The sequence below is a fragment of the Sorangium sp. So ce363 genome (assembly GCF_051520435.1).
Lineage (GTDB): Bacteria > Myxococcota_A > Polyangia > Polyangiales > Polyangiaceae > Sorangium > Sorangium cellulosum_B.
On sequence record NZ_CP150333.1, the window covers coordinates 12,272,033 to 12,296,027 of the forward strand.

22 protein-coding genes are annotated in these 23,995 nt (G+C 70.5%); 12 read left to right on the forward strand and 10 right to left on the reverse strand.

Going from position 1 to position 23,995, the window contains the following annotated elements:
• Positions 1-26: 26 nt before the first annotated feature.
• On the reverse strand, positions 27-638 hold the full coding sequence (locus WMF12_RS46140; RefSeq protein ID WP_437743083.1) for an NADPH-dependent FMN reductase: 612 nt from the start codon (positions 636-638) through the stop codon (positions 27-29).
• 227 nt (positions 639-865) lie between these two features.
• Here WMF12_RS46140 and WMF12_RS46145 point away from each other — a divergent pair, with 227 nt between their 5' ends.
• Positions 866-3,331 (forward strand): PAS domain S-box protein, encoded by a 2,466-nt coding sequence (locus WMF12_RS46145; protein WP_437855306.1) that lies wholly within the window; start codon positions 866-868, stop codon positions 3,329-3,331.
• A 27-nt stretch (positions 3,332-3,358) separates the two neighbouring features.
• On the opposite strand, the gene WMF12_RS46150 is transcribed toward WMF12_RS46145, so the two are convergent.
• Positions 3,359-3,886, reverse strand: a complete 528-nt coding sequence (locus WMF12_RS46150) for an oxidoreductase (protein ID WP_437855308.1) — start codon at positions 3,884-3,886, stop codon at positions 3,359-3,361.
• The gene (locus tag WMF12_RS46155) at positions 3,883-4,800 is read right to left on the reverse strand and encodes a class I SAM-dependent methyltransferase (protein WP_437855311.1); all 918 of its coding nucleotides are present in this window, start codon (positions 4,798-4,800) and stop codon (positions 3,883-3,885) included. The genes WMF12_RS46150 and WMF12_RS46155 overlap by 4 nt, the downstream gene beginning before the upstream one ends.
• 187 nt (positions 4,801-4,987) lie before the next feature.
• Between WMF12_RS46155 and tam the strand changes: the two genes are divergently transcribed.
• Positions 4,988-5,758 carry a trans-aconitate 2-methyltransferase gene (gene tam / locus WMF12_RS46160; protein ID WP_437855313.1) on the forward strand — a complete coding sequence of 257 codons (771 nt, stop codon included), beginning with the start codon at positions 4,988-4,990 and terminating at the stop codon, positions 5,756-5,758.
• An 18-nt stretch (positions 5,759-5,776) separates the two neighbouring features.
• Here tam and WMF12_RS46165 read toward each other — a convergent pair whose 3' ends face one another.
• The gene (locus tag WMF12_RS46165; RefSeq protein WP_437855316.1) at positions 5,777-6,157 is read right to left on the reverse strand and encodes a hypothetical protein; all 381 of its coding nucleotides are present in this window, start codon (positions 6,155-6,157) and stop codon (positions 5,777-5,779) included.
• 119 nt (positions 6,158-6,276) lie between these two features.
• Between WMF12_RS46165 and WMF12_RS46170 the strand changes: the two genes are divergently transcribed.
• A complete protein-coding gene (locus WMF12_RS46170; protein ID WP_437855327.1) occupies positions 6,277-6,930 on the forward strand; it encodes an exonuclease domain-containing protein in 654 nt (217 codons plus the stop codon).
• Here WMF12_RS46170 and WMF12_RS46175 read toward each other — a convergent pair.
• Positions 6,866-7,372 (reverse strand): MarR family winged helix-turn-helix transcriptional regulator, encoded by a 507-nt coding sequence (locus WMF12_RS46175; RefSeq protein ID WP_437743091.1) that lies wholly within the window; start codon positions 7,370-7,372, stop codon positions 6,866-6,868. The two genes, WMF12_RS46170 and WMF12_RS46175, sit on opposite strands and share 65 nt — an antisense overlap.
• Before the next feature lie 50 nt (positions 7,373-7,422).
• Here WMF12_RS46175 and WMF12_RS46180 point away from each other — a divergent pair, with 50 nt between their 5' ends.
• The 3 genes from WMF12_RS46180 to eutB all read left to right on the forward strand — a co-directional run bounded on the left by WMF12_RS46180 (position 7,423) and on the right by eutB (position 11,833).
• Positions 7,423-8,100, forward strand: a complete 678-nt coding sequence (locus WMF12_RS46180) for a DUF4336 domain-containing protein (RefSeq protein WP_437855395.1) — start codon at positions 7,423-7,425, stop codon at positions 8,098-8,100.
• A gap of 79 nt (positions 8,101-8,179) precedes the next feature.
• Entirely contained in the window at positions 8,180-9,592 is a 1,413-nt protein-coding gene (locus WMF12_RS46185) for an ethanolamine ammonia-lyase reactivating factor EutA (protein ID WP_437855411.1), read from the forward strand.
• A gap of 39 nt (positions 9,593-9,631) precedes the next feature.
• The gene (gene eutB / locus WMF12_RS46190) at positions 9,632-11,833 is read left to right on the forward strand and encodes an ethanolamine ammonia-lyase subunit EutB (RefSeq protein WP_437855425.1); all 2,202 of its coding nucleotides are present in this window, start codon (positions 9,632-9,634) and stop codon (positions 11,831-11,833) included.
• 16 nt (positions 11,834-11,849) lie between these two features.
• Here eutB and WMF12_RS46195 read toward each other — a convergent pair whose 3' ends face one another.
• Positions 11,850-12,713, reverse strand: a complete 864-nt coding sequence (locus tag WMF12_RS46195; protein ID WP_437855433.1) for an AraC family transcriptional regulator — start codon at positions 12,711-12,713, stop codon at positions 11,850-11,852.
• 120 nt (positions 12,714-12,833) lie between these two features.
• On the opposite strand from WMF12_RS46195, the gene WMF12_RS46200 reads away from it, so the two are divergent.
• The 5 genes from WMF12_RS46200 (at position 12,834) to WMF12_RS46220 (ending at position 17,791) form a co-directional block, all read left to right on the forward strand.
• Positions 12,834-13,484, forward strand: coding sequence for a glutathione S-transferase family protein (locus tag WMF12_RS46200; protein WP_437873961.1), 651 nt, complete (start codon positions 12,834-12,836; stop codon positions 13,482-13,484).
• A 124-nt stretch (positions 13,485-13,608) separates the two neighbouring features.
• Positions 13,609-14,625 carry an aldo/keto reductase gene (locus WMF12_RS46205; RefSeq protein ID WP_437855437.1) on the forward strand — a complete coding sequence of 339 codons (1,017 nt, stop codon included), beginning with the start codon at positions 13,609-13,611 and terminating at the stop codon, positions 14,623-14,625.
• A gap of 27 nt (positions 14,626-14,652) precedes the next feature.
• Complete coding sequence (locus WMF12_RS46210; protein ID WP_437855442.1) at positions 14,653-15,480, forward strand: helix-turn-helix domain-containing protein; 828 nt, start codon at positions 14,653-14,655, stop codon at positions 15,478-15,480.
• A 583-nt stretch (positions 15,481-16,063) separates the two neighbouring features.
• The gene (locus WMF12_RS46215; RefSeq protein ID WP_437855444.1) at positions 16,064-16,639 is read left to right on the forward strand and encodes a hypothetical protein; all 576 of its coding nucleotides are present in this window, start codon (positions 16,064-16,066) and stop codon (positions 16,637-16,639) included.
• 12 nt (positions 16,640-16,651) lie between these two features.
• Positions 16,652-17,791, forward strand: coding sequence for a hypothetical protein (locus WMF12_RS46220; protein ID WP_437855446.1), 1,140 nt, complete (start codon positions 16,652-16,654; stop codon positions 17,789-17,791).
• 136 nt (positions 17,792-17,927) lie between these two features.
• Here the strand turns inward: WMF12_RS46220 and WMF12_RS46225 are convergent, their stop codons facing one another.
• Together WMF12_RS46225 and WMF12_RS46230 are read right to left on the reverse strand one after the other, a co-directional pair.
• Positions 17,928-18,590: a hypothetical protein gene (locus tag WMF12_RS46225; RefSeq protein WP_437855450.1), complete on the reverse strand. Its 663-nt coding sequence runs from the start codon at positions 18,588-18,590 to the stop codon at positions 17,928-17,930.
• Between the two features lie 589 nt (positions 18,591-19,179).
• Complete coding sequence (locus WMF12_RS46230; RefSeq protein ID WP_437873962.1) at positions 19,180-20,133, reverse strand: zinc-binding dehydrogenase; 954 nt, start codon at positions 20,131-20,133, stop codon at positions 19,180-19,182.
• 185 nt (positions 20,134-20,318) lie between these two features.
• On the opposite strand from WMF12_RS46230, the gene WMF12_RS46235 reads away from it, so the two are divergent.
• On the forward strand, positions 20,319-21,251 hold the full coding sequence (locus WMF12_RS46235; RefSeq protein WP_437855455.1) for a LysR family transcriptional regulator: 933 nt from the start codon (positions 20,319-20,321) through the stop codon (positions 21,249-21,251).
• Positions 21,252-21,321: 70 nt separating this feature from the next.
• On the opposite strand, the gene WMF12_RS46240 is transcribed toward WMF12_RS46235, so the two are convergent.
• Together WMF12_RS46240 and WMF12_RS46245 are read right to left on the reverse strand one after the other, a co-directional pair.
• Positions 21,322-22,134, reverse strand: a complete 813-nt coding sequence (locus tag WMF12_RS46240) for an alpha/beta hydrolase (protein WP_437855459.1) — start codon at positions 22,132-22,134, stop codon at positions 21,322-21,324.
• Between the two features lie 113 nt (positions 22,135-22,247).
• Positions 22,248-23,849, reverse strand: coding sequence for a DUF4832 domain-containing protein (locus WMF12_RS46245; protein ID WP_437855462.1), 1,602 nt, complete (start codon positions 23,847-23,849; stop codon positions 22,248-22,250).
• Between the last annotated feature and the right edge of the window lie 146 nt (positions 23,850-23,995).

Sequence of the window (23,995 nt, forward strand, 5' to 3'; positions counted from 1 at the left end):
CTAGCGTGTTCGCCCCCGGGGGCCCGTCACATCCCGTAAGGGTACTTGGCCAGGTCGATCACGCCGCTCGCGCGGACCTGCTGCAGGGCTCTCCCGTACTGGAGGAGCATGCCCAGCGCGTAGCGGAGCCGCTCGCGAATCCGCTCGTCGTCGGGGGACTGCGGCGCCTCCGGGTCGTTGAGGAGGCCGCGGACGTTGCGCACGATCACGTGGTCCGGGATGTAGCAAAGGTACGTGTTCTTGTAGCTGCTCATGCGCAGCTCCGCGATCGGGTAGGCGCCGCCCGCGCTCGCGGAGACCCCGACGATGAGCGCGGGCTTGTGCGCGAGCTCGCCCCGGGAGCAGAGGAGGAAGAAGTTCTTCAGTCCGGCGGGGACCATGCCGCCCCACTCCGGCGCGATGATCACGAAGGCGTCGGACGTCTTGAGCTCGGCGGAGATGGGGGCCCAGACGCGCTCCCATTTCTCGGACGGCTGCCATACCTCCGGGTCCCAGAGCGGAAGCGGGTTGTCGGCGAGATCGAGCGTGTACGTGGAGGAGACGTCCGTCGACGACGACAGCTGTTGCTGCACGTGGCGGGCGATCTTCCCCGATTCGGAGCCGTTGCGGTGACTGCCTGAGATGACAGCGAGCTTCATAGGGTCTTGCGTGCGGCCGGCGACGGATCGCGCGGCGCTCCTCGATGATCGGTGGATTGCGGCGCGATGCTACCGCGCGCTCGCGCGGCGGGTCGAGGGGTTCGTCGGCGCGGGTGACCGTCGGCCCCGCGCTGCCCCGCGAGAGGCGCCCCGGTGAGAGGCCTCGTATCGAGGGGGGCGCGAGAGGCGACTCCATGTCCACATGGCGCTGTCGCGCCGGAGCCGCTGTGAAGGGCCGAGCCGGCTCGATTCGCGAGCTGCCGGGGGGCGCGCCGTTGCTTTACGATGCCCGCGACGCCGCGTGCCTGGTGGCCGGTACGCAGGCCGGCGATCTCGGGGGGCGTCGCGGGGGGCGGGTGATATCGACTCAAGAAGAGCTGGAGGGCGCGGCGAGCGCAGCGCTCTCCGAGGGGCCGAGCGCTGGGTCGGGGGGGACGCGCCTGGACGCGAGCGGGATCTGCGCGGACCTCGTGAGCGTGCGCGACCTGCTCCAGGCGATCGAGCTCGCCGGCGTGCCCCTCGTCATGGGAGATCCGGTGACGGCGCGGATCCTGGGGTGCAACCGGGCGTTCTGCGAGCTGACGGGCTACTCCGAGGCGGAGCTGCTCGATCGCCCCTACGCCGACCTCACGCACCCTGACGATCGACCGCGGGACACCGCCACCTGCGTGCAGGCCATGAACGGCGGGCACCGCGAGTGGCGCAGCGAGAAGCGCTACGTCCGCAAGGACGGCCGTGTCCGCTGGGCGGTGGTGCGCGGCACCGTGATCAGGGACGCGCGCGGCAAGGCGGTGCGGACGATCGGCGTGATCAAGGACATCACCGAGCGCAAGCAAGCTGAAGAGGCGCAGCGCTGGAGCGAGGACCGTTACCGCGGCCTCATCGAGGCTGCCGCGGAGTTCGTCTGGACGACGAGCTCGGACGGGCTCATGCAGCAGCACTCGCCGCACTGGTGCTCCGTCACCGGTCGGAGGCCCGAGGACATGCTCGGCCACGGATGGCTGGCCGTCGTTCACCCGGACGACCGGGAGCGGACGATGCAGGTCTGGACGCACGCGGTCGATACGAGGTCGCGCTACGAGACGGAGTACCGGATCCGGGCCGCCGACGGCAGCTACCGGCGGACGCAGGTCCGGGCGGTGCCCCTGCTCGATGCGGAGGGGCGCGTGCGCGAGTGGGTTGGGATGAACATCGACATCACCGACCGGCGCCAGACCGAGGAGCGCTTCCGCGCGGCCCAGGAGCTCTCGCTCGACGCGTTCGTCGTGCTCCAGGCGGTGCGCGACGCCGGGGGTCAGATCGTCGATTTCCTGTTCGATTTCGCGAACCCGGCGGCCGGGCGGCTCTACTGCGTGCCGCTGGATGCGCTCGTCGGCCGGAGGCTCCTCGACGTGATGCCCGACCTTCGGGCGGAGATGTTCCCGCTCTACGCGCGCGCCGTCGAGACCGGCGAGCCGTACGACACGGAGGTCGAGCTCACCGCCGGCGGGCACCGCGTGTGGGTGCGCAACATGGCCGTGAAGGTCGGCGACGGCGTGGCCGTGTCGTGCCATGACATCACCGCGCGCAAGCAGGCCGAGCAGGCGCTCCTGGAGGCCGATCGCCGCAAGGACGAGTTCCTCGCGATGCTGGCGCACGAGCTCCGGAACCCGCTGTCGGCCATCCAGTTCTCGCTCAGCGTCTCGCAGATGCCCTCGGTCCCCGAGCCGCGGCGTGCGTGGGCGCGGTCGGTCATGCAGCGGCAGCTGTGCCAGCTCGGCCGCATGGTCGACGATCTGCTCGACGTCTCGCGGATCACGCGCGGCAAGATCGCGCTGCAGCAGGCGCCGCTCGATCTCCGCGACGTCGTCCGCCAGGCGGTGGCGGCGGCCGCGCCGCTGATCGACGCCTCGAAGCACGAGCTCTCGCTCGACGTCAGCCCGCGGCCGCTCCCGGTGTTCGGAGACTCCGCGCGCCTGGAGCAGGTGATCGTCAACCTCCTCACGAACGCCGCGAAGTACACCCACGAGGGCGGGCGCATCTGGCTCTCCGCGGGCCAGGAGGAGGCGGAGATCGTGGTCCGGGTGAAGGACACCGGGGTCGGCATCCCGGCGGAGATGCTGCCGCGGATCTTCGGCCTGTTCGAGCAGGCGCACCCGACGCTCGACCGCGCGCGCGGCGGGCTCGGGCTCGGGCTCACGCTCGTGAAGCGGCTCGTCGAGATGCACCGGGGCTCGGTGTCGGCCGCGAGCGACGGCGACGACCGCGGCAGCGAGTTCACGGTCCGCCTGCCCGCCGTCGAGGCGGCGGCCGAGCCCGGGGAGGCCGTCGAGCCGGCCCCGAGCGCGCGCCCGCGGCGGGTCCTCGTCGTGGACGACAACCGCGACCACGCGTTCGCCCTGGCGCTGCTCCTGGAGCAGGCTGGCCACGCGATCGGGCTGGCGCACGACGGGGCCTCGGCGCTGGAGATGGCGCGCAGCTTCGCGCCCGACGTGGTCCTGCTCGACATCGGCCTGCCGGAGATGGACGGCTACGAGGTCGCCCGGAGGATGCGGCGCTGGCCGGGCGCGAGGGAGCTGAAGATCATCGCGTTCACCGGTTACGGCCAGCAGGACGATCTGCGCCGATCGAGGGAGGCCGGGTGCGACGCCCACCTGGTCAAGCCGATCGCTCCCGACGTGCTGCTCGCGCACCTCGCGCGCGGCGAGCGGTAGCGGCCGGAGCCGCTTGAGGAGGACCGTTTACGAAGGCTCGAAGGGGATGGGCCGACCGCGGCGCCAGCCGCGCCCGAGCAGCCGCTCGATGAGCCCGATCGCCAGCGCCGAGGCGAGCGTCAGGGCGGCCGTCTCCGCGCGCGCGGCGGCCAGCGCGGCGAGGAGCGCGCCCGCGGCGAGGACCCAGGGGCGCACCATGGTGAGCGGGCCCAGGATCGTCACGCTGGCGAGCACGCGCGCCTCGTGGATGGGCAGCGCGTAGGCGAGCAGGGCGGCGCAGACGAGGGCGGCGTAGGCGCCGTAGACGAGGATCAGGCGCCGTCCGGCCGCGAGCAGATCGATCCAGAGGCCCGCGGGGTCGGGCGCGAGCCCGAGCACGGCGAAGGTGAGGGCCGCGAGGGCGGCGACGGCGAGGAGCCCGGCGAGGGCGCCGCGGCGGACGGCGCGGAGGAAATAGGCGCGCTTCTCGATGCGCGGGTTGCGGCCGGCGGCGTCGCGAAAGCCGCAGAACGCGGCGTCGACCAGGGCGAGCGCGGCGAGCAGCGCGGGGATCACGAGAACGCCCCGAGCCGGCGGCCGCCGCGCGGGCCGAGCTGCTCGGCGAAGGGCGCGCGCAGGTCGGGGCGGAGGCCGATCACCGCGTGCATGATGCGCAGGACGGGAAAGGGCCCGACGTGGCCGTCGAACAGCGCGGAGGAGAGGCCCTCGGCGCCCGCGCGCGCCGCGGCGAGGAGCGCGTCGCCGGCGTGGGCGCGGAGGGCGGAGAGGACGCCGTCGTGGCGGGAGAGCGGCTCGCGCATGCGGGCCTGGTGGAAGATCCAGGCGCCGAGGGGAGACAGGTGGCTCGGCTTGATGTCGAAGTGGAGGAACGCGAGTGCGCCGGCCCTGGCCTGCTCGCGGAAGAACGACACGAGGGCGTCGCCGCGGAAATGGTGGACGACGCCGGTGGACAGGAAGACGGTGGCGGGCTCGCGCAGCGTGAACGCGTTGGCCACGTGGAAGCGGCACGGGAGGCCCTCGTCGGTGGCCGCCGCGCGCGCATTGTCGATCAGCGCGCGGTTGTAATCGCAGCCCACGAGCTCGACGTCGGCGCCCAGCGCCCCGCGGGCGGCGAGCCAGCGGACGACGTAGCCGAGCCCGCAGCCCACGTCGACGACGCGCAGGGGGCGGGGCGCGCCGGCGGCGCGAAGCGCGTCGAGCAGCGGCGCGAGCACGAAGCGGACGCGCGCTCCCTGGTCGAACTCCTCGGACAGGCGCTGCAGCTCGGCGTGGACGCGGAGCAGGAGCGCGTCGATGGCGGCCTCGTCGAGGAGATCGTCCCGCGCCGGGAGCCGCGCGGCGAGCCGGGCTGCGCCGGGGCGGCCTGCGGCGCGGAGGCGCTCGACCACCGCGCTCCGGCGCACGGGCAGGCGCGCGAGGGTGTCGGGATCGTAGTCGACGAGGAGATCGGAGATCTCCGGAGCATCCACCGGCGCGAGGGTGCCGCTCCCGTGCGGGGATGTCCAGCGCGGCGGCCTCGGCGGCTCCTGCGCTGTCGCCGCCGGGGTCGTCCTCGGTTTCTGCGTCGACAGGCGCGCCCGGATCTGCTGGAACTAGGGAAAGGAAACGGCGGCGGGTGGGCTCACGCTCTGCCGCGCTGGATCGGTGGAGGGCGCAATGGCGGACTGGGATCCTGCGCAGTACCTGAAGTTCGAGGACCAGAGGGCGCGTCCTGCGATTGACCTGCTCGGCCGGGTCGACCTCACCGCGCCGGGCGACATCGTCGATCTCGGGTGCGGGGCCGGCAACATCACCCGCCTCGTGGCGCAGCGCTTCCCGGGCCGGGGGATCCTCGGGGTCGACAGCTCTCCGGAGATGCTGGCGCAGGCGCGCGCCGCGCTGCCCGGGGCGCGGTTCGTCGAGGGCGATATCGCGCGCTTCGCGTCGTCCGCGCCGCCCGCGCTGATCTTCAGCAACGCCGCGCTGCACTGGCTCGACGACCACCAGGCGCTGTTCCCGGCGCTGCTCGGGCGGCTCGCGGCCGGCGGCGTGCTGGCGGTGCAGATGCCGAGGAACCACGGCGCGCCGTCGCACGCGGCGATGGTGGAGGCGAGCCGGTTGCCTCGCTTCCGCGACAAGCTGGCGGCGGTGGTGAGGGAGAGCCCGGTCGCGGCGCCGGCGGCGTATTACGGGATGCTGGCGCCGCACGCGGCGCGGCTCGACATCTGGGAGACGGAGTATCTGCACGTCCTCGAGGGCGCGAATCCGGTCGTCGAGTGGACCAAGGGGACGGCGCTGCGGCCGCTGCTCGCGGCGCTCGATGAGCACGAGCGGGCCGAGTTCCTGGAGGAGTACGGCGGGCGGGTGGCGGCGGCGTATCCGAAGGCGGCGGACGGGAAGACGCCGTTTCCGTTCCGGCGGTTGTTCCTCGTCGCCACGGCGCGGTGAGCGCCGCCGCCGCGCGGATCAGGGCGTGTACTCGATGGCGCCGACGCCTTCGGCCTCGGGGAGCACGGTCACGAGCGCCTGCGCCCCGACGGAGGCTGACGAGAGCGAGGAGCGGACGGCGACGAGCCATGTCCGGTCGCTCCTGCGCGCGACGAGGATGGCGCAGCGCTCGCCCTGGGGCGTGCCCGAGCGCGCTTCAACCTCCTGGACCACGCGCGCCTCGGAGGCGTCGCAGCCCTGGACGTCGAACTTGCGGTTCAACAGCGCGGTGAGCGCCACGCTGGCGGCCTTCTTCGCCGTGACCTCTTCGGCCGTCGGGGCCGCGGGGGGCGGCGCCGGGGCGCACCCGGCGGCGAGCGCTGCGAGGAGAGGTATCCACCGTGCGATGGGGCGTGTCACGGCGCTGTCCTATCGCGGCGGCGGCGCCAGGGGAAGCCCTCGGCGTGTCCGGAATCGTGTCCGGGTCCTCCGGTCATCGCGACCGCAGACTACCCGCAACGAATTCAAGGAGAACGCCGATGTCTTCCCTCACTCACTACCTGGTCATCGATCTCGAGGCGACCTGCAGCGACGACCCCGCCTTCCCCCGCGACGAGATGGAGATCATCGAGGTCGGCGCCGTGCTCGTCGATGCCGGCACCCTGCGACCCGCCGCGGAGCTGCAGTGCTTCGTGCGCCCGATCCGACACCCGCGCCTCTCGGCGTTCTGCATGCGGCTGACGAGCATCCGCCAGGCCGACGTCGACGCCGCCCCGCGCTTCCCCGCGGCGGCGGCGCGGCTGAGAGAGCTGGTGCGCGGAGAACAGGCGCTCTTCTGCTCCTGGGGCGGCTACGACAAGCGGCAGATCGAGCGCGACGCCCGCCGCCACGGGGTGGCGCTGCCCTTCGGCGGCGATCACCTCAACCTCAAGCGGGCCTTTGCCCGCCGCCTCGGCGCCGAGCGCGAGCTCGGCGTGGGGCAGGCCCTGCGCCGGGTCGGCCTCTCGTTTCAGGGGACGCAGCACCGCGCCATCGACGACGCGCGCAACATCGCGCGGCTCCTGCCGCACGCGCTGGGCCGCGAGCCCCACCCCGCCGGCGCTCCCGGGAGCCCCGCCGCGCCCGCGCTCACCGGCCCTCCGGCGGCGTCTCCGGGGCCTCCGGCGCCTCCAGCGCCGCGAGGAGCGCGGTGAGCCCCTTCTTCAGCGAGGCCATCTGCTTCTCCCCCAGGGCTCGCGTGAGCTCCTCCTCCAGCTCCTGCAGCACCCCGAGCCCGTAAAGGAGCATCTTCAGCCCGTGCGGCGTGAACCGCACCCGCTTCGCCCGCCGGTCGTCCGGATCGGGCGTCCGCTCCACCACGCCCGCCGCCTCGAGCTCCTCCACGAGCTGACCCACCGCCTGCTTCGTCACGCCGGCGCGCTCCGCCAGGTCGATCTGCCGCGTGCCCTCGAGATCGATGTACGGCATGAGCGCCGTGTGCGCCCGGCGCACCCCGGTCGCGCCGCGCCGGGCGACGCGCGCCACCGCCCGCTCGTCGAGCAGCCGCGCCGAGCGGAGCAGGAGCTGCCCGAGGCTCGCGCGCTTGCGCCGCTCGAGCTCGGCGACGTCGCATGGATCGAGGTCGTGTTTGTTCATGATAGTCAATTTGCTTGACCAAATGGTCAAGCTGATTTACCAATTGGAGCATGCTGCGACGGCTCGATCAATCCCTCTGGGTTGCGGAAGACACGTTGAAGGTGGGGTTTCTCCGGTTTCCGGTGCGATCTCCGATCGTGCGCCTCGAGGGCGGCGGGCTGCTGCTGTTCTCGCCGCTCCCGAGCGTGGAGCGGGAGGCGGACGAGATCCGCGCGCTCGGCGAGGTGCGGGCGATCGTGGCGCCGAACCTGCTGCACCACCTCGGCCTCTCGCCGGCGGCGCGGCTGTTCCCGGGGGCGCGGCTGGTCGGCGCGCGGGGGCTCCGCGAGAAGCGCCCTGACGTGACGTTCACCGGCGCGCTCGACGGCGCGCCGGACCCGCTCTGGTCGGCCGAGATCGACCAGGTGGCGGTCGGCGGGATGCCGAAGCTCGAGGAGACGGTCTTCTTCCACCGGCCGAGCAGGACCCTCTTCGTCTGGGATCTCTGCTTTCACATCGCGCAGAGCGAGCACCTCCCGACGCGCCTCTTCATGCGCCTGAACGGCGCCTACGGGAGGTTCGGCCCGTCGCGCATCGCGCGCTCGATGATGCGCGATCGCGCGGCGGTGCGCGCCTCGGTGGAGCGGATGCTCGCGTGGGCGCCGGAGCGCATCGTGGTGGCGCACGGCGACGTCGTCGAGCGCGGCGGTCGGGCTGCGCTGCAGGGCGCGTTCGAGCGGGTGCTCTGACGTCCCTGACGTGGAGCGGCGCGCGGGCGCCGGTGCGGTAGGACTGGGGCCTGGCCATGAAGATCAGGAAGGTCCGGTGATGGGCGCCCAGGTCACCCTGCTCGGCCTGGATTTCGGCTCCACCACGAGCTGCGCCGTGGCCGCCTCGGCGACGCTCACGCGCGCCGCGGGCAGCGGCCGGGTGGAGCTCGGCGCGCTGGAGGAGCGGTACCGATCGGAGATGGCGCTGACGCCCCTCGCCGGCGACGCCCTCGATCTCGACGCCGCGGCGGCGCTCCTCGATCGCTGGCTCGCCGAGGCGGGCGTGGCGCCCGGGGCCCTCTTCGGCGGCGGCGCGATCATCACCGGCCTCGCCGCGCGCCGGAGCAACGCCGACGCGCTCGCCGCGCTGATCCGCGCGCGCGTCGGCGAGGCGCTGCTCGCCGTCGCCGAGGACCCCTGCCTCGAGTCCTGGGTGGCCTTCATGGGCAGCGCCGCTCCCCTGTCGCGCGCGCGCCCCGGCGAGCCCGTCGTCAACCTCGACATCGGCGGCGGCACCACGAACCTCGCGCTCGGCCTGGCCGGCGAGGTCCAGCGCACCGGCTGCCTCCTCGTGGGCGCGCGCCACGTCGCGCTCGACCCGCGCTCGCGCCGCCTCCGCGCGCTCTCGCCCGAGGCCCGCGCCGCCTTCGACCACCTCGGGCTACGCCGCGGCCCGGGCGAGGTGCTCCCGCAGGCCGAGGCCGAGGCCGTTGTCGCCTTCTACGTGGATCTGCTCGAGGCGGCGATCGCGGGGCGCGCCGGCGCCTTCGACACGCCCGCGGCCGCGCGCCACGTGCAGGTGCCCTTCGCGCTGCCGGAGGGGATCGCGGCGCCCACCCTCACGTTCTCCGGGGGCGTGGGCGAGCTGATCTACGCCGGCCTGGCCGGGCGCCCCCTGCCCGAGCCGGCTCACCACGGCGATCTCGGCGTGGACCTCGCCCGCGCGATCCTCGCCTCCCCCCGGCTGAGCGCGCGGGTGGCGACGCCGGCCAGCATGGGCCGGGCCACGGCGTACGGCCTGCTGCGCCACGCCACCCAGCTCTCCGGCGCGACGCTGTTCCTCCCGCGCCCCGAGCGCTTGCCCCTGCGCGACCTGCCCATCCTGGCGCGTCTCTCGCCCGCCTCTTCCGACGCCGAGCTCGATCACGCCGTCGACTTCTTCCGCCGGAGCACCCGCGGCGGCTCTCTGGAGATCGCCCTCGACGACGTCTCGGCGACCACCCTCAAGCGCCTCGGTGCGCGCATCGCCGGCGCGCTGCGCCGGGCCGGACCGATCCCCGAGCACCCCCTCGTGCTGCTCACCGCGCAGAACGCGGGCAAGACGCTCGGGGGCTACGTGACCGGCTGGGGCGCGCTGCCGATCGACCTCCTCGTCATCGACGAGGTGCAGGCGCACGGCGCTCGGTTCGTCCAGGTCGGCCGCCTGTGCGATCAGGTCCTGCCCGTCTCGTTCTACGGGATGACGCCATGACGTCGCTCGGCGAACCTTCCGTGAAGGGAGGAGCGCGCCGTGAAGGAACCGACCCCGCTCGATCGGATCGAGGTCCCTCGCCCCCGGACCGACGTTGTCTATGCGGCCCGCCTGCCTGGCCACGGCGGCTCGTTCCGCGGCTTGAAGCGGCTCCTCGGCGCCGCCGACTGCAGCAAGGCCGGCGATCGCCAGGCAGGCCTCGCGGCGAGCGACGACGCGGCGCGGGAAGCCGCGCGGGAGCTGCTCAGCGAGCTGACCCTGGAGCACCTCCACGATCACCCGCTCACCGACGCGCGGGGCGAGATCGACGCGGTGATGCGCGTCAATTACGACATCGACCGAGACGCGTTCGCCCGGATCGCCTCGCTGCGCCTCGGCGAGCTCAAGGACCACCTGCTCCGCGCGCCCGGCCCGGAGGTGGCGCGCCTCGGCCGCGCCCTGACCGGGGTCATGGCCGCGGCGCTCGCCAAGCTCTGCGACGTGCACGAGCTCGTGTACCTCGCCCGCAAGATCAGCCGCCCGACCCGCGCCCGCACGCTCCTCGGCGCCCCGGGCACGCTCGCCTCGCGCCTCCAGCCGAACCACCCCACCGACGATCTCCGGGGCATCACCCTGCTGCTCTACTGGGGCCTTTCCCTCGGCGCCGGCGACGCGCTGCTCGGCGTCAACCCCGCGTCCGGCACGGTGGAGACCACCGCCGCGATCCTCCGCCACCTCGACCGCATCCGCCGCGCGACCGGCGTCCCCACGCAGATCTGCTGCCTGTCGCACCTCAAGGTGCAGCTCGCCGCGCTCGACCAGGGCGCGCCCGTGGAGATCCTCTTTCAGAGCCTGGCCGGCACCGAGTCCTGCTGTGTCACCGAGTTCGACGTCACCGTGGATCTCCTCGACGAGGGCTATCGCCGCATGGCCGCGCGCGGCCCGCTCGCGGGCCAGGCCGAGCAGTTCATGTATTTCGAGACCGGCCAGGGCAGCGAGCTCACGTACGGCAAGCACGACGGCATCGACATGGCCACGGCCGAGGCGCTCTGTTACGGCCTCGCCCGCCGCTGGGACCCGTTCATGCTCAACAACGTCACCGGCTTCATCGGCCCGGAGACGCACCTCGACGACCGCGAGATGATCCTCGCGAACCTCCAGGACCATTTCATGGGCAAGCTCCTCGGCGTGCCCATGGGCATGGCTCCTTGTTACACCCTCCACGCCCACGTCACGCTGGAGGGCCAGCAGATGGCGACGCAGCTCCTCACCGCCGCGGGCGCCAACTACTACATGGATGTCTGTCTCAACACCGATCGCATGCTCGCCTATTTCGACACGAGCGGGCATGACGTGCAGACGTTGCGGGAGATCCATGGCCGCGCGCCCGGCGGCGAGTTCCTGGAGTGGGCCCTCGCGCGGGGCATCCTGGCGCGCGCGGGGGAGGGGCAGGGCGAGGCGGGCGCGATCTCCCGCGGGCCGCGCTTCGGCGACGTGCGGCAGTTCTGCCCGGACGAGGCCGAGCTCGCCGAGCTGCTCGCGGCCACGCCCGCCGCCTATGGCTTTGCCACCGCCGGCCCGCGCCCGGCCAACGCGGTGAGCCGGCGCGGTCGCCGCGACGAGGCCATCGCGCGGGCGGCGCTCGCCACCGAGCTGCGCGAGGACGAGCTGGCCCGCGTCGCCGCGTTCCGCCTCATCGCCACGACGGCGGCCAGCAAGGGAGAGCACCTCGGCTCCGGCGACGCGGGGGCGCGCCTCTCCCCGGAGAGCGCCGCCCGGCTCGCGCCGGAGGAGGCCGAGGTGCAGATCGTGGTGTCGGACGGCCTGAGCGCCGAGGCCGTCCACCGCAACATCCCTGACCTGCTCCCGGTCCTGCTGGACGGCCTGGGGGCGCGCGGCGTGACCGTCGGCCAGCCGCTGCTCGCGCGTTACGGCCGGGTGAAGCTCGCGGAGGCCGTCGCCGAGCGGCTCGCGGCGCGGCTGGTCATCGTGCTGCTCGGCGAGCGCCCTGGGAGCGGCGAGCAGGCGTCGAGCAGCCTCTCGGCCTACCTCGCCTACCGCCTCACGCCCGGCGCGGACCAGGAGGCGGCCGCCGCCTTCAGCGGCAACCCTGCGATCGGCTTCGAATACACGGTGATCTCCAGCATCCACGCCGGCGGGCTGCCCGCCGCGGAGGCGGGGGGCGTGATCGTCGAGAAGGCCCTGGCGGTGCTCGGCCACCGCGCGGCAGGTAACCGGCTGGAGGCCTCGCTCACCGGCTAGCGCCGCGGGCCAGCAATCATGCCGGGATGTCGTGCTTCGGCGATACGCCGAACTTGCGCGTGTAATCGCGGCTGAACTGCGCCGCGCTCTCGTAGCCGACGTCGAATGCCGCCGCGGAGACCGAGATCGCGCCGGCGCGCAACAGGCGGCGGGCCTCGAGGAGCTGCAGGCTCTTTCGATACTGGAGCGGTGACGACGCCGTGATCGCCTTGAAGTGCTTGTGAAATGAAGACGCGCTCATCCCGACGCTGCGCGCGAGCCTGGGGATCTCGACGGGCGATCGAAAGTCACGCCGCAGCTGTGCGATCGCGCGCGCGATGGCGCTGGCGTGGCTGTCATGGCGGATCAGGTCGCGCAACATGCCGCCAAACGGCGCTGTCGCGAGCCGGTAGTGGATCTCGCGCGAGACGAGCGGACCAAGCACCGCTGCATCCGTCCGCGCGCCCGCGAGCGCGAGATAGCGATGGAGCGCGTCGACGAGCCTGGCATCGCAGGTGTGGACCGCGAGCGAGCGAGGCTGTGCGGCAGAGGGAAGCGAGTCGGCCATCGCTTCGTACAGGTCGCGCAGCGTATCCAGCTCGACATCGAAGAGCAGCACGAGGTACGGGGCCTTCGTGACGCGCGCGATCACCGGAAGGTCGTGGCTGATGAGCAGACACTCGCCAACGCTCATCGGAAACGAATCGGCTCCCAGCACCGTCTCTTTTCGCCCCTGGAGCACAAGGCCCATGACCGGCTCGTAGACCGCGGCTTCGAACGATGTCGGCTGGTGGTGCCGGAGGATGCCGAGGTTCTTCAGCGGTCGCACGTACTGGCTAGCGCGGTCCTTCGGGCGAGGGAGCTGGCTTGCAGCGAGCTCGGCGAGCGCCGCCAGGTTCATGTGGCGAGCGTAGCACCATCGCGCTTTTGTGTCTCCGGCGAGAGGATCGAGCAAGAAGCAGAGAGCTACCGGCAAGCACCCCGCGACGTGCGGTCGTACATTGAGCTCATGGCGAACAACGTGCTGACCGTGCATCACCTCGGGCGTTCCCAGTCGGAGCGGATTGTCTGGCTCTGCGAGGAGCTTGGGCTCGACTATGAGCTGAAACGGTACGAGCGCCGAAAGGACAACAGGATGGCGCCGCCGGAATACAAGGCGCTGCACCCGATGGGGACGGCGCCGATCCTCACCGACGGGCAACTGGTGCTCGGCGAATCCGGGGCGATCGCCGAGTATCTGATCGCGACCCATGGCGAGGGGCGGCTCGCCGTGAAGCACGGCCGGCCCGGGTTCGCCGATTATCTCTATTGGTTCCATTTCGCCAACGAGACCTTGCAGCCGGCCGTCTTGCGGGTGTGGTCTCTGGAGCGCGTCGATGCGTCCGAGAAGAATGCGGCGCTGCAGGCGGCGAAGGATCGGTTCAACCTGATCTTCTCCACGGTGGAGGAGCGTCTGGGTGAGGCGCCTTATCTCGCCGGTCCGGAGCTGACGGCGGCGGACATCATGACGGTGTTCTCGCTGACCACCATGCGGCTGTTCAAGCCGTACGATCTCTCGCCGTGGCCGAACATCCTGGCTTATCTGCAGCGGATCGGCGCGCGCCCCGCGTATCGGCGCGCGATGCAGAAGGCGGATCCGGACATGACGCCGTTGCTCGGGGCCACTCCATGACCGAGGGGGCCGTCCGCCGCGGGTTTGATCCACGGGTCTGGTGCCCGGTTGGAACGAGGTGCCGGGGTCCCCGAATGTCCGGTTTTTCCAATCGGAAGCCTCGGGCGCGTGGCATGAACACCACATGACCCACCTCGACGCCACGATGCGCCGCTCCCCGCTCCGATCGACTCCGCTGGGCAAGACCGGGCCCAGCGTCTTTCCCGTCGGCCTCGGCTGCATGGCGATGTCCGGCGCCTACGGCCCGGCCGAGGACGCCGAGAGCGTGGCGACGATCCGCCACGCCATCGAGCGAGGGATCACCCTGATCGACACCGGAGACTTCTACGGCAACGGGCACAACGAGCTCCTCCTCCGGCGCGCGATCGAGGGGGTGCGCGACAAGGTCCAGCTGTCGGTGAAGTTCGGCGCGATGCGCGGCCCGGACGGCGCCGCGCTGGGCATCGACACCCGCCCGGCGGCCGTGAAGAACTTCGCGGCGTACAGCCTGCACCGGCTGGGCGTGGAGGTCATCGATGTGTACCGCCCCGCGCGTCTCGACCCGCAGGTGCCCATCGAGGACACCGTCGGGGCCATCGCCGACCTCATCAAGGCCGGCTTCGTCCGGCATATCGGGCTGTCCGAGGTGGGGGTCGAGACGATCCGGCGCGCGAGCAAGGTGCACCCGATCGTGGACCTGCAGATCGAGTACGCGATCGCAACGCGCGGGCCCGAGGCGTCCATCTTCCCTGCGCTCGCAGAGCTCGGGACGAGCGCGACGCTCTACGGGGTCTTTTCGCGGGGGCTGCTCACCGGCAGCAAGCCCTCGGGGAGCGGGGACTTCCGACAGTACATGCCACGCTTCGCGGGCGAACAGGGGGCAAAGAACGCGAGCGTCGTCGAGAGGCTGCGCGCCTTCGCCGGCGAGCGAGGGATGACGCCGGCTCAGGTCGCGCTCGCGTGGGTGCTGGCGAAGCAGCCCGCGCTGGTGCCGATCGTCGGGGCCCGTACGCGAGCCCAGCTCGACGATGCCCTCGTGGCCCTCGACAAGCCGCTGTCGGCGAGCGACGTCGCGGCGCTCGAGAGCATCGTGCCAGCGGACGCGATCGGCGGCACGCGCTACCCCGCCCAGCACATGAAGGCTCTCGACAGCGAGCGGTAGCCGATCGACGCGGCCACCCGCGTCGGCTTGAACGGCCGCACGAGAGGCGTAAGAGTGACGAACGTGGCCGCAGCGATCGATCTCCCCACCCTCGCGCTCCCGCGCTTCGTCGAGGACATCCGTGAGGTCGCGCCACCCCCCGGGCAGGTGCTCGACGTCGAGTGGCTTCCCGACGGCAGAACAGGCCTCTTTTTTCGAGCGCTCGAGGGTGGGCGCGAGGGGGACGTGTGGGTCGCAGGCCCCCGAACACGCGCGGTATTCAAGAGCAAGACAGGCCTCGCGCGGACGGTCACTCTTCGGTTCAAGCCAGGGTGGTCGGTTCCGCTGCTCGGTGTAGCAGCGAGCGAGCTCACGGACCGGATCGTTCCGCTGGAGGACGTGTGGGGCCGCGCGGCGTGCGAGCTCTGCGGTGAGCTACTCGCCGCGAGGAGCCGCGTGGACGTGATGGACCGCGTCGCCCGGGCGCTCGCCCTTCGTGCCGGCCAACCACTCGACACGGCATCGGGGCAGCTCGCTCGTCGTGCGGTTCGCTTGCTCGAAGGGGGCGAACTCCGCGTGGAGCGTGTTGCCGGTCGGCTCGGCGTCACGGCGCGGCATCTTCGCCGTGCGTTCACCGAGAACGTCGGCATCGGCCCGAAGGAGTTCGCGCGGACCGTCCGCCTGCAACGCGCGGTGCGAATGGCTGCGACCTCGTGCGACTGGGCACGCATCGCCGCAGACGCGGGTTATTATGACCAGGCCCACCTCATCGCCGACTTCCGTCAGCTCGTCGGGCTCACACCGGGCGCGTTCTTCAAACGCGCGGGCGGCCGGATGACCAGTTCTCCTTGCATGCAGGCGGATGATCGACCTTAGGCCTCTGCGTTCGGCAGGAGAAGGCACCGCACCTCCGGCTCCTCGTTCCAGGCATCGGTCACAGCGCTGAGCGGCAGACTCTGTCGAGCGACAGTAACTTTTTACTGACGCGCTACACCGTGACATGTCACGCCTGTACCGTGACATGTCACGCCTGTACCGTGACATGTCACGCCCGCACCGTGACATGCTCCGTGATCAGCGACGGCAATATTCACTACGCCTGTCGCCTGGCCGGAGCTGTCCCCAGGCCGCAGCTGCACTGCCAGCCCCTCACGCGCTGCCGACGCCGCGGTGGCGGAGGCGGGCGCCCCAGGGCTCAGCTCTCCTCGGCCTCTGGCACGCGGGGTGCTGGAGCTCCCCGCGGCCACGCCCTCTGGCGCGTGTTGCTCGCTATTCTTCAATGGACACCAGCGGGCAAGCGCATCAGGTGCAGCAACGGGCGACACGCAACGTCGGAAGCGCCTCTCCGAGGTCTCACGAAGAACCTGTGCGCCGGATGCGAAACCATGCGGCTACGTGAGGCGGGGCCCGGTTGTTTCTCGGGGTTCGCACGTGGGAAGGGAATCCTAAGGAGGACATGATGAAATTACAAATGCAGGCGCTGACGCTCGGTGTGGTCAGCTCTCTGGCGGTTGGGGTGGACGCGGCGCCGGTCAACTTCATCTACACCCGGGGGGACAACAACGTGAACATGAGTGGGAGTCGATGCGTCGCTGGAACATCGAGTGACGAGGTGTATCTCCAGCGCAGCACAGGGGGAATCTTGACCTTGGCCCCTGGAGGGGTCACGGTGTTCTGTCCCATCACGCGGCGGTCAACGGCTTACTACGGAGTGGCCAGCGATGATCCGACCTACGTGGACCCTGTGGCAACCGTGGTAAATGTGTATGATGCTGCCAGCACTGCTTCGGTGAGCTGCCGTCAGTTCGAGAAGGCAACCAACGGATCCATCTCTTATGGAGTCACGCGTTACGCGTGCTCGGCGGACCCGAATCAGGGCTGCTCCACCCCGGGGCCGAGCTCGTGGACAGGGAGCGGCAGCATGTATTTCTTCAATGAATTCGGCTCCCAATCCACGATGAACTGGGGCCTGACCTGCAATGCCCCCAATTTGACCACCATCAACTACTACGCGAGCGCGGTCATCCCGAACTGACAGGTGAACATCATGAAAAAGCTCGCAGTGATAGCGTTGTTTGGTGCTTGCTCTCTGTTCGCCGGGGTAGCGTCGGCCACGCACAAGAATTGGCTGCTGAAGGACGGTGGGGCGGCATGTCACTTCGCGACACCGCTCTCGGACGATCGCGTAGTCTACAGCAGCGGCGCCCTCCTCAACACTACCGAGTCGAATCGGACGGTCATCTGTCCGATTTCCCTGGCCAGTCGGTGGGGCTCGAATGGTCCTGGCGGCTACACCTTCGATGCCTATAAATGGGCGGAAGCCATGTTGGCGGTCGTGAATTTTCAGCGACAGTCCTTTGCTCCTTCTCGCACCGTCAGCTGCTACGCCGGAATGCAAGCCAATAATGGATCAAAGTACTACAGCACAACGGTGAGCAACACCGGTGGTATCGGGAGTGGCAAGATCAAGCTCGCGGATGCGTCAAGCTACTCCAACCCCAATTCCTTTGGCAGCTTCTGGGGAAGCGATGCGACGCACACGCTGGAAGCCAACGAGGGCTTGACTGCGGCCAGCCTGGACTATAACTGCGTCTTGCCGACCTTCACGGCGATACTCGGCTACAAGGTCATGCTGTGCCAGCTTGCTGACAACTGCGACTCCCTTCACAATCCCGACGCGCTGCCGTCGACGGTCCCCGATCCCTGGGATCTCACGCCGGCTTGGAACAACGTCCAGGTCAGCGGCATCGAGTGTTCGGCGGCCACCACCGCGAGCGGGGTCTCGGGGATCACGCGCAGTGAGTCCGGGATCACCAACTCGTCGCCTTTAGAGTTAGACGTGTTCTGTCCCATCACTCCGCCCGCGGACGACTCCGCCGAGCACAACCGGTTCATCTCGTTCACCGAGGTTCAATACGCGGGAGGCACCGCCTTGCCGGGCTGCGTCGCCGGCGGCACCTGCCCGGACTGCAAGCTCACCTGGGTCACCCGGGATGGGACCACGTCCGAAACCGCACCATTTACAAAGGTAGCCGGCGTCACCCGTCGAGTGCGTCTCGACGCCTACAAGACGCTGATCGGTCCCGAGGTGCAGGTCGGTGTCATGTGCAAGCTGCCGTCGAACGTGACGCTCGAAGGGATCACTTCCACCGTGAGCGTGTCTCCAGTAGACGACAACGGCATGTAGCCGCGGGAGGGTTGGACAAGCAGGGCCGAGACAAGCAGGCGCGGTCAGCGCGTCTGGTCGGAGCCCGGGCCCGCGACAGACTTCGTACCTCCAGACAGGCGCCCGACGCTCACGATCATGCAGACGTGAGCGCTCCTCACTGGGGGGAGCCGCGCCGCATCAGCTCCTCGAAGTTGTCCGGGGGTAGCGTCTCGGGGAGCACATGGCCGTCGGGCGGTGGTGGATACATCACCCATGTAAGTTCCACGCGACCATCGTCGTGAGCGATCGGACCGCTGCGCATCTTGCCCGCTTGCCAGCCATTGAATTCGCCGGTGCGGGTGATGATATCGGTGGCTTTCTCCGCTTCCTGCAGCGACGGGTGAACGATGGTCACAAAGCAGCCCTTCGCGTAGCACTCCTCCTGCTCGAACGACCCGCCGACCGCGAACCGCGCGAGCTTGCTCGACCACCCGTTGACCACCGTCGATGCCGGCGCGCCCAGGCGGCGGTCCACGCCAGAGGCGCGCAACTCAGCCACAACCCGATCGCGATGCTCGAGCGCCGACGGCTCCTGTTGCGGTGGTTCTAGAGGCTCGGAGGGCGGCGCGCTGACAGCCGACTCGGGCTCGGCGGGGGATCCCTCGCGCACAGCTGGGATCACGGGCGGTTTCCTGATAGGTGCGGAGACGCTGCGATCCGGCGCGCCGGACTCCCGCGCCGTGAGCGCCGGACGATCGGCCGTCGCCGTACGGGTGCCGAGCCAATACGCCAGAGGGAGCGCACCGACGATCGCGATGCCCCCGATGATGCGCGACATCGCGCTGCTCGTTGCGCGCGGAGCAGGCCCACCGCCCGCGGCGGGGGTCCCTCGGACTGATTGACGGGCAGCTCCCTTTGTCCCCCCTGATTTCGCAAGCTGATTCATACTCACTTATTGTACAACAAACACTGCGCGCAAGCCACGCTCATTTGCTGCTGAATGCGTATTCCGGTCGACTCGGCCACCCGTTCAGGAGCGCCCGGCCGCGCTCGGAGCGCAGCGACGGGATCTGGGGCCTACCTGACCGACATCTCGAAGCCAGAGGGACGCTGCAGGGGCACCCCTGTCGCGGCAGGAACAGGCGCTCATGAATCGGTTGACCCGTGTGAGAGCACTGTTCGGCTGAGGCTGCACCTATTAGAGCGGGGCGCATCTTCGTGCGCTACGGGCTCATCCGCGTCGTTCGGCTCGCTGCGGCGTACTTTCGTACGCCTCACTCGCCTGCCTAGCGGCTGAGCCCGTATCACACGAATCTGCACCCCGCTCTAGAATTGGACGATTTTCAACATGTTCGCCGCTCAAGCTAGAACGACCGCACCGTTGATGCCCATCGGAGTCCTCCTTGCGTGCAGGCGGATGATCGACCTCAGGCCTTTGCGTTCGGCAGGAGAAGGCACCGCACATCCGGCTCCTCGTTCCAGGCATCGGTCACAGCGCTGAGCGGCAGACTCTTGAACGGTGCACGAAAGCCGGCCGCCGGGGCCGCTGCCAAGAGCTCGCCGGCCCCGGCCAGCAGCTCCTTCACCGGAACGCTTCCGATACCGCTACCGATGAGCTCGAGCCCCGTGCTGCGCAGGATGTCACCTCGGATCGGGATCTCGTCGCCAGCCACGGTACCCAGCTGAACAAAGCGCAGGCGCGGCTCGCCGGCCCTGGATCCACGGTCCTTCGTCGCTGCCCGGAGAACGCGGACGGCCGGCTCGCCCCACACGAAGTCGAGCACGACGTCGACGCCTCGATCGAATTGATCCCGCAATGATCGATCCGCGTCATCGTCAAAGGCAATTTTCACGTCGGCGTCGAGCCGGTCGAGCTTCACCTTGTCACGACCGACAGCGATCACTCTGCTCGCTCCGAAGTGACGGGCGGTTTGAATCGCCATGCCCCCCGCCGCGCCCGTCGCGCCGTTCACGAGCACCGTGTCGCCCTTCTGGAGGAGCGCCCGGCGTGACAGCGCAATCCAGGAGGCGAGCCCCGCGGTCGCGATCGCTGCGGCCTGCTCATCGGATAGCGCGTCGGGCACCGGCACAATCATGCTGTCCATGGCGAGCGACCTCTCGGCCATCGAGCCGAAGGGCGCCTTCGGGAACAGGAAATAGACGCGCCTCCCCGCAGCGTCCGTGCCGACGCCATCGACGCCCGGGACGAAGCCGCCGCTCTTTCCGCTCGCATAGTGCCTGCCCGAGGCCAGGCCTTTGACGATGGGGCTGAGCGGAGCGGCGTGTACGGTCACCACGGTCTCACCGTCGCCGGGCTCCGGCTCACGGAAATCGCCATAGGACGGCGGGACACCGAGCGCATGTACGACTGCGGCCTTCATGCTGAAACCTCCAGGCGATTGTTGCGTTGGCGCCGTGTCGGCGACGACCGAGCCCGTGTCCCCCGAACCCCCGCGATGGCGTGGTCCATGTGCGTGCTCCTTGTTTTCACGGCGAACGCGCCGTCGACAGGGAGAAGATGCGCCCGCTCGGCGCATCGATCCACTGCATGATAGACATACTCATCATGCCTGCCCTTCATGACGTGGCCACGGTCGATCTCAACCTCGTGCGGGTGCTCGGCGCGCTCCTCGACGAGCGGCACCTCACGCGCGCGGGCAAGCGGCTCGGCCTCACCCAGTCGGCGACGAGCCATGCGCTCGGCCGGCTCCGGCGCCTCTTCGGCGATCCGCTCTTCGTCCGCACCTCGCGCGGCCTCGCCCCGACGGCGCGCGCGCAGGAGCTGGCGGAGCCGGTGCGCGAGGCGATGCGCGCTCTCGATCGCTGCTTCCGCGCCGAGGAGCCGTTCGTCGCCGCGAGCGCCGCCCGCAGCTTCAGCGTCGCCACCGCCGACTACGGCTCCTTCGTCCTCGCGCCGAAGCTCCTCGATCGCCTCGGGCGTGAGGCGCCGAACGTCGATCTCTGGCTCCGCGCGCTCGACGCCTCCTTCGAGGAGCAGCTCGCCCGCGGCGACGCCGACGTGGTGGTGGCCCCGGCGCGCAGCGACGGGCTCCCCGCTGGCATCCGGTCGCGCCCGCTCTACCGCGAGCGCTTCGCCTGCCTCGTGCGCAAGGGGCACCCGCTGGTGAAGAAGGGCATCGACCTCGCCTCCTGGACGTCGATGCGCCACGTCTTCATCGCCCCGCGCGGCACGCCCGGCGGCGTCGTCGACGAGACGCTGGCGCAGCTCGGGAAGCGCCGTCGCGTGGCGCTGGCGGTGCCGCACTTCCTCCTCGCGCCGCACGTGGTCGCCGGCTCCGACCTGGTCGTCACCGTCGGCGCGCGCGTGGCCGAGGCCTTCGCGGAGATCCTCCCCTTGCGCGTTGTCGATCCGCCGGTGAAGCTCCCCGGCTTCGAGGTGCGCATGTACTGGCACGAGCGCCACCACCGCGATCCGGCGCAGCAGTGGTTCCGCGACGCGGTGCGCGGCGCGGCCGAGCCGACGTCCGTCAGAGCGTGACGCCGAGCGAGGGCTCGCGGCGTCGCCCGCCGGCGGCGCCCGGCGAGCCGAGCGCGCAGGCCGGATCGCGTTACCCCAGGAGATGGAACCGCAGGAACCCGAGGAGGCTCCTGATCGTCTCTCGCGAAGCCTCGCTGTCGTCGAGCAGATCGAACGCGTGCGGCGCCGTGGCGTGGTTCACGAGCGTCACTGGCAGGTTGCGGGCCAGCGCCCCGGCAATGAAGTCATCGATCGTCTCGTTGAGGTGAGGCATCCTGTCCTGTCCTGCCCTGGCGATGAACAGGGGCAGGTCCGGAGGGAGGTCGTCGATCGACTTCCCGGCGCACGGGTTGACGAACCGGAACTGCGCCGCCGCCTCCGCGACGCGGGTGGACGCACCGAGATCGAGCATGAAGCCGTAGCAGAGGGCGGCGCACCGGAGCGAGCCGCTCGCTCCCCGCATCAGCGCCGACAGGGCCATGGGGACGTTGCCGGAGCAGGCCCACAGGCCGATCCGGCGCTCGTCGATCCCGAGCGAGGCGGCGTTCTGCCGGAGGTGCTCGAGCAGCGCGTGGAGATCGGACGGCTCCCGGTTCGTGTAATTGATGCCCACGAAACCGGATGCGGCCACCAGCCGTCCCCACGACGTGGACTGCCCTATCTCCTTGCGTTTACAGCCGAACACCGACTCGAACCCCGGATCCGGATAGCCGGACACGAAGACGACGGCAGGCGCCCGCGCCACGGCCACCGAGGTTGGTGGAGCGTAGAGGTCGAAGGTCAGGGCGCGTGCATCGGTCGCCTGGTACGCGATATCCCTGCGGAGGATGACGGCATCCATGCCGGGGATCTCGAGGACGGCCGTCTTCTTCATCATCTTGTCTCGCTCGGATTCTTGGCTCATCTGTGCGTCTCCCTCGCTGTGATCTAGCACGACGAAGCTCAGCGCCTGACGGCCGCCGGATCAGCGTGGGCCGTGGGTGCGGCCGCTCGCGCGCGGCGGGGCCACCTGGCCGGTCACTCGACCACCCGGACCGCAGCGTCGAGCAGGTTGACGCCGCTGGCGCCGTCCCACGCCGCGCCGCTCGATAGCCGGATCGCGTAGCGCGGGTCGTCGCGCAGGCGCTCGGATGCGTCGGGCAGCCACAGGCCGAGCTGGTAGTCGCCCGGCGGGAGATCGGCCGGAATCTGCGCCTCGAGGCACATCTCGCTCTCCTCGCCAGGAGCCCAGCGGCGCGGATCGGCGTCGACCTCGGCCACGCGCCGCGCCTCGCCCTGCTGGAGCACGAGGTAGACCGGTCGCGGGTTATAGGCCCGGGCGTACCCGTCGTTGAACACGCGCAGCCGGAGGGACAGGGGCTGCCCGCGCGCGATCTGCTCGGGTGACTCGTGCTCCATCACGACGAAGCGGTATCCGAGGCGGCAGGCGATCGTCTCGAAGCAGCCCCCGGATCGCCAGTCATCGAGCACGTCAGGATGATAGTCGGTGTTGATGAAGCTGAAGTGGTGCGCCGACAGCTCGGCGAGCGCCGAGGCGCACTCGCTGCGTGGCGGGTTGCGGCCGCAGGTCTCGCCTCCGACGGGCGTGAACGCCGAGTCCGCGGCGGCATAGGCCTTCTCGCCGGGGAGCTGGTAGGTGCCGACGTCGTCTTCGCTCGCGAGGAAGCAGTCGTTCAGGTGGCCGACGCGCGAGAGCGGCGCTCCGGAGAACGCCGTCTCCTCGGTCAGCGGGCCGCCGTACGCCTCGAGCTTGTGCGAGGGGCGGCGCGCGAGCGTCATCCGGCTCGCGGGCAGCGCCTGAAGCAGCGCGTCGAAGATCTGCTTGCGGCTATCTGGACGGGTGAGATCGTTCGTCGAGGCGTGCCACTCGCCCCAGGCGCCGACGAAGCCAGGGTGCAGCACGGCGATGACGTCGGCGTTCGCCTCCAGGACGGGCTTGAGCTGGTCGATGTGGGACAGCACGCGGCCGAGCGGCGCGTCGTCCTCGCCGATGTCCGTCGCGTAGTAGAAGCGGGGGAGCACCTTGAGCCCCGCCGAGCGCACGGCGGCGAAGCTCTCGTCGAGCCGGTCGATGAGGGGCTGATCGATGTCCCGCGCACGGTAGTCGTCGATGAGCGCCTGACCGTAGATCAGCGTGTACCCCTCGTCTCGAAGGCCAGCGACAGATCCCAGGCTTCGAAGATCCCTGAAATGGAAGACGCCGCGCTCGGGGTTGAGCACGCCCTGGCACTCGGCATCGCCGGAGGGATCCGCGCCCGCCGTGAACAGCCTCGGCGCGTAGGTGCGCCTCACGGTGGCGCCGCTCGCGCCGCAGCTGCCGGGCGGGGCGACCGCGCCGCCGCCGCTGCCGGAGCTGCCGCCGGTGCCGCTGCCGGAGCTGCCGCCGCTGGCACCGCTGCCGGTGCCGCTGCCGCCATTGCCATCACTGCCGCCGCTGCCGGAGCCCTCCGCGGTCGCGCTGGACGTCAGCGAGTCGACTGGGCTGCCGCCGGAGCCAGCACCGCATGCCGTCGCGAGCGCCAGGGAAAGACAGGGGACGCCGCCGCTGCGAAACAGGCGCGACAGGACATGGGACGATGACCGGCTGCTCTGGTGATGCTGGTGACGCTGGTGACGCATAAGCAATCTCCTCTCCCGCCGTGGATCGACGAGGCGTTAGGACCCGACCTGTGGGGCACGCTGTGCAGTGAATGGTCGAGGGGATTGCAGGGCCGATGCCACCGGCGCGGCCCGCCGCCGCGCGAAGCGCTGAGGCCAGGGGCTGC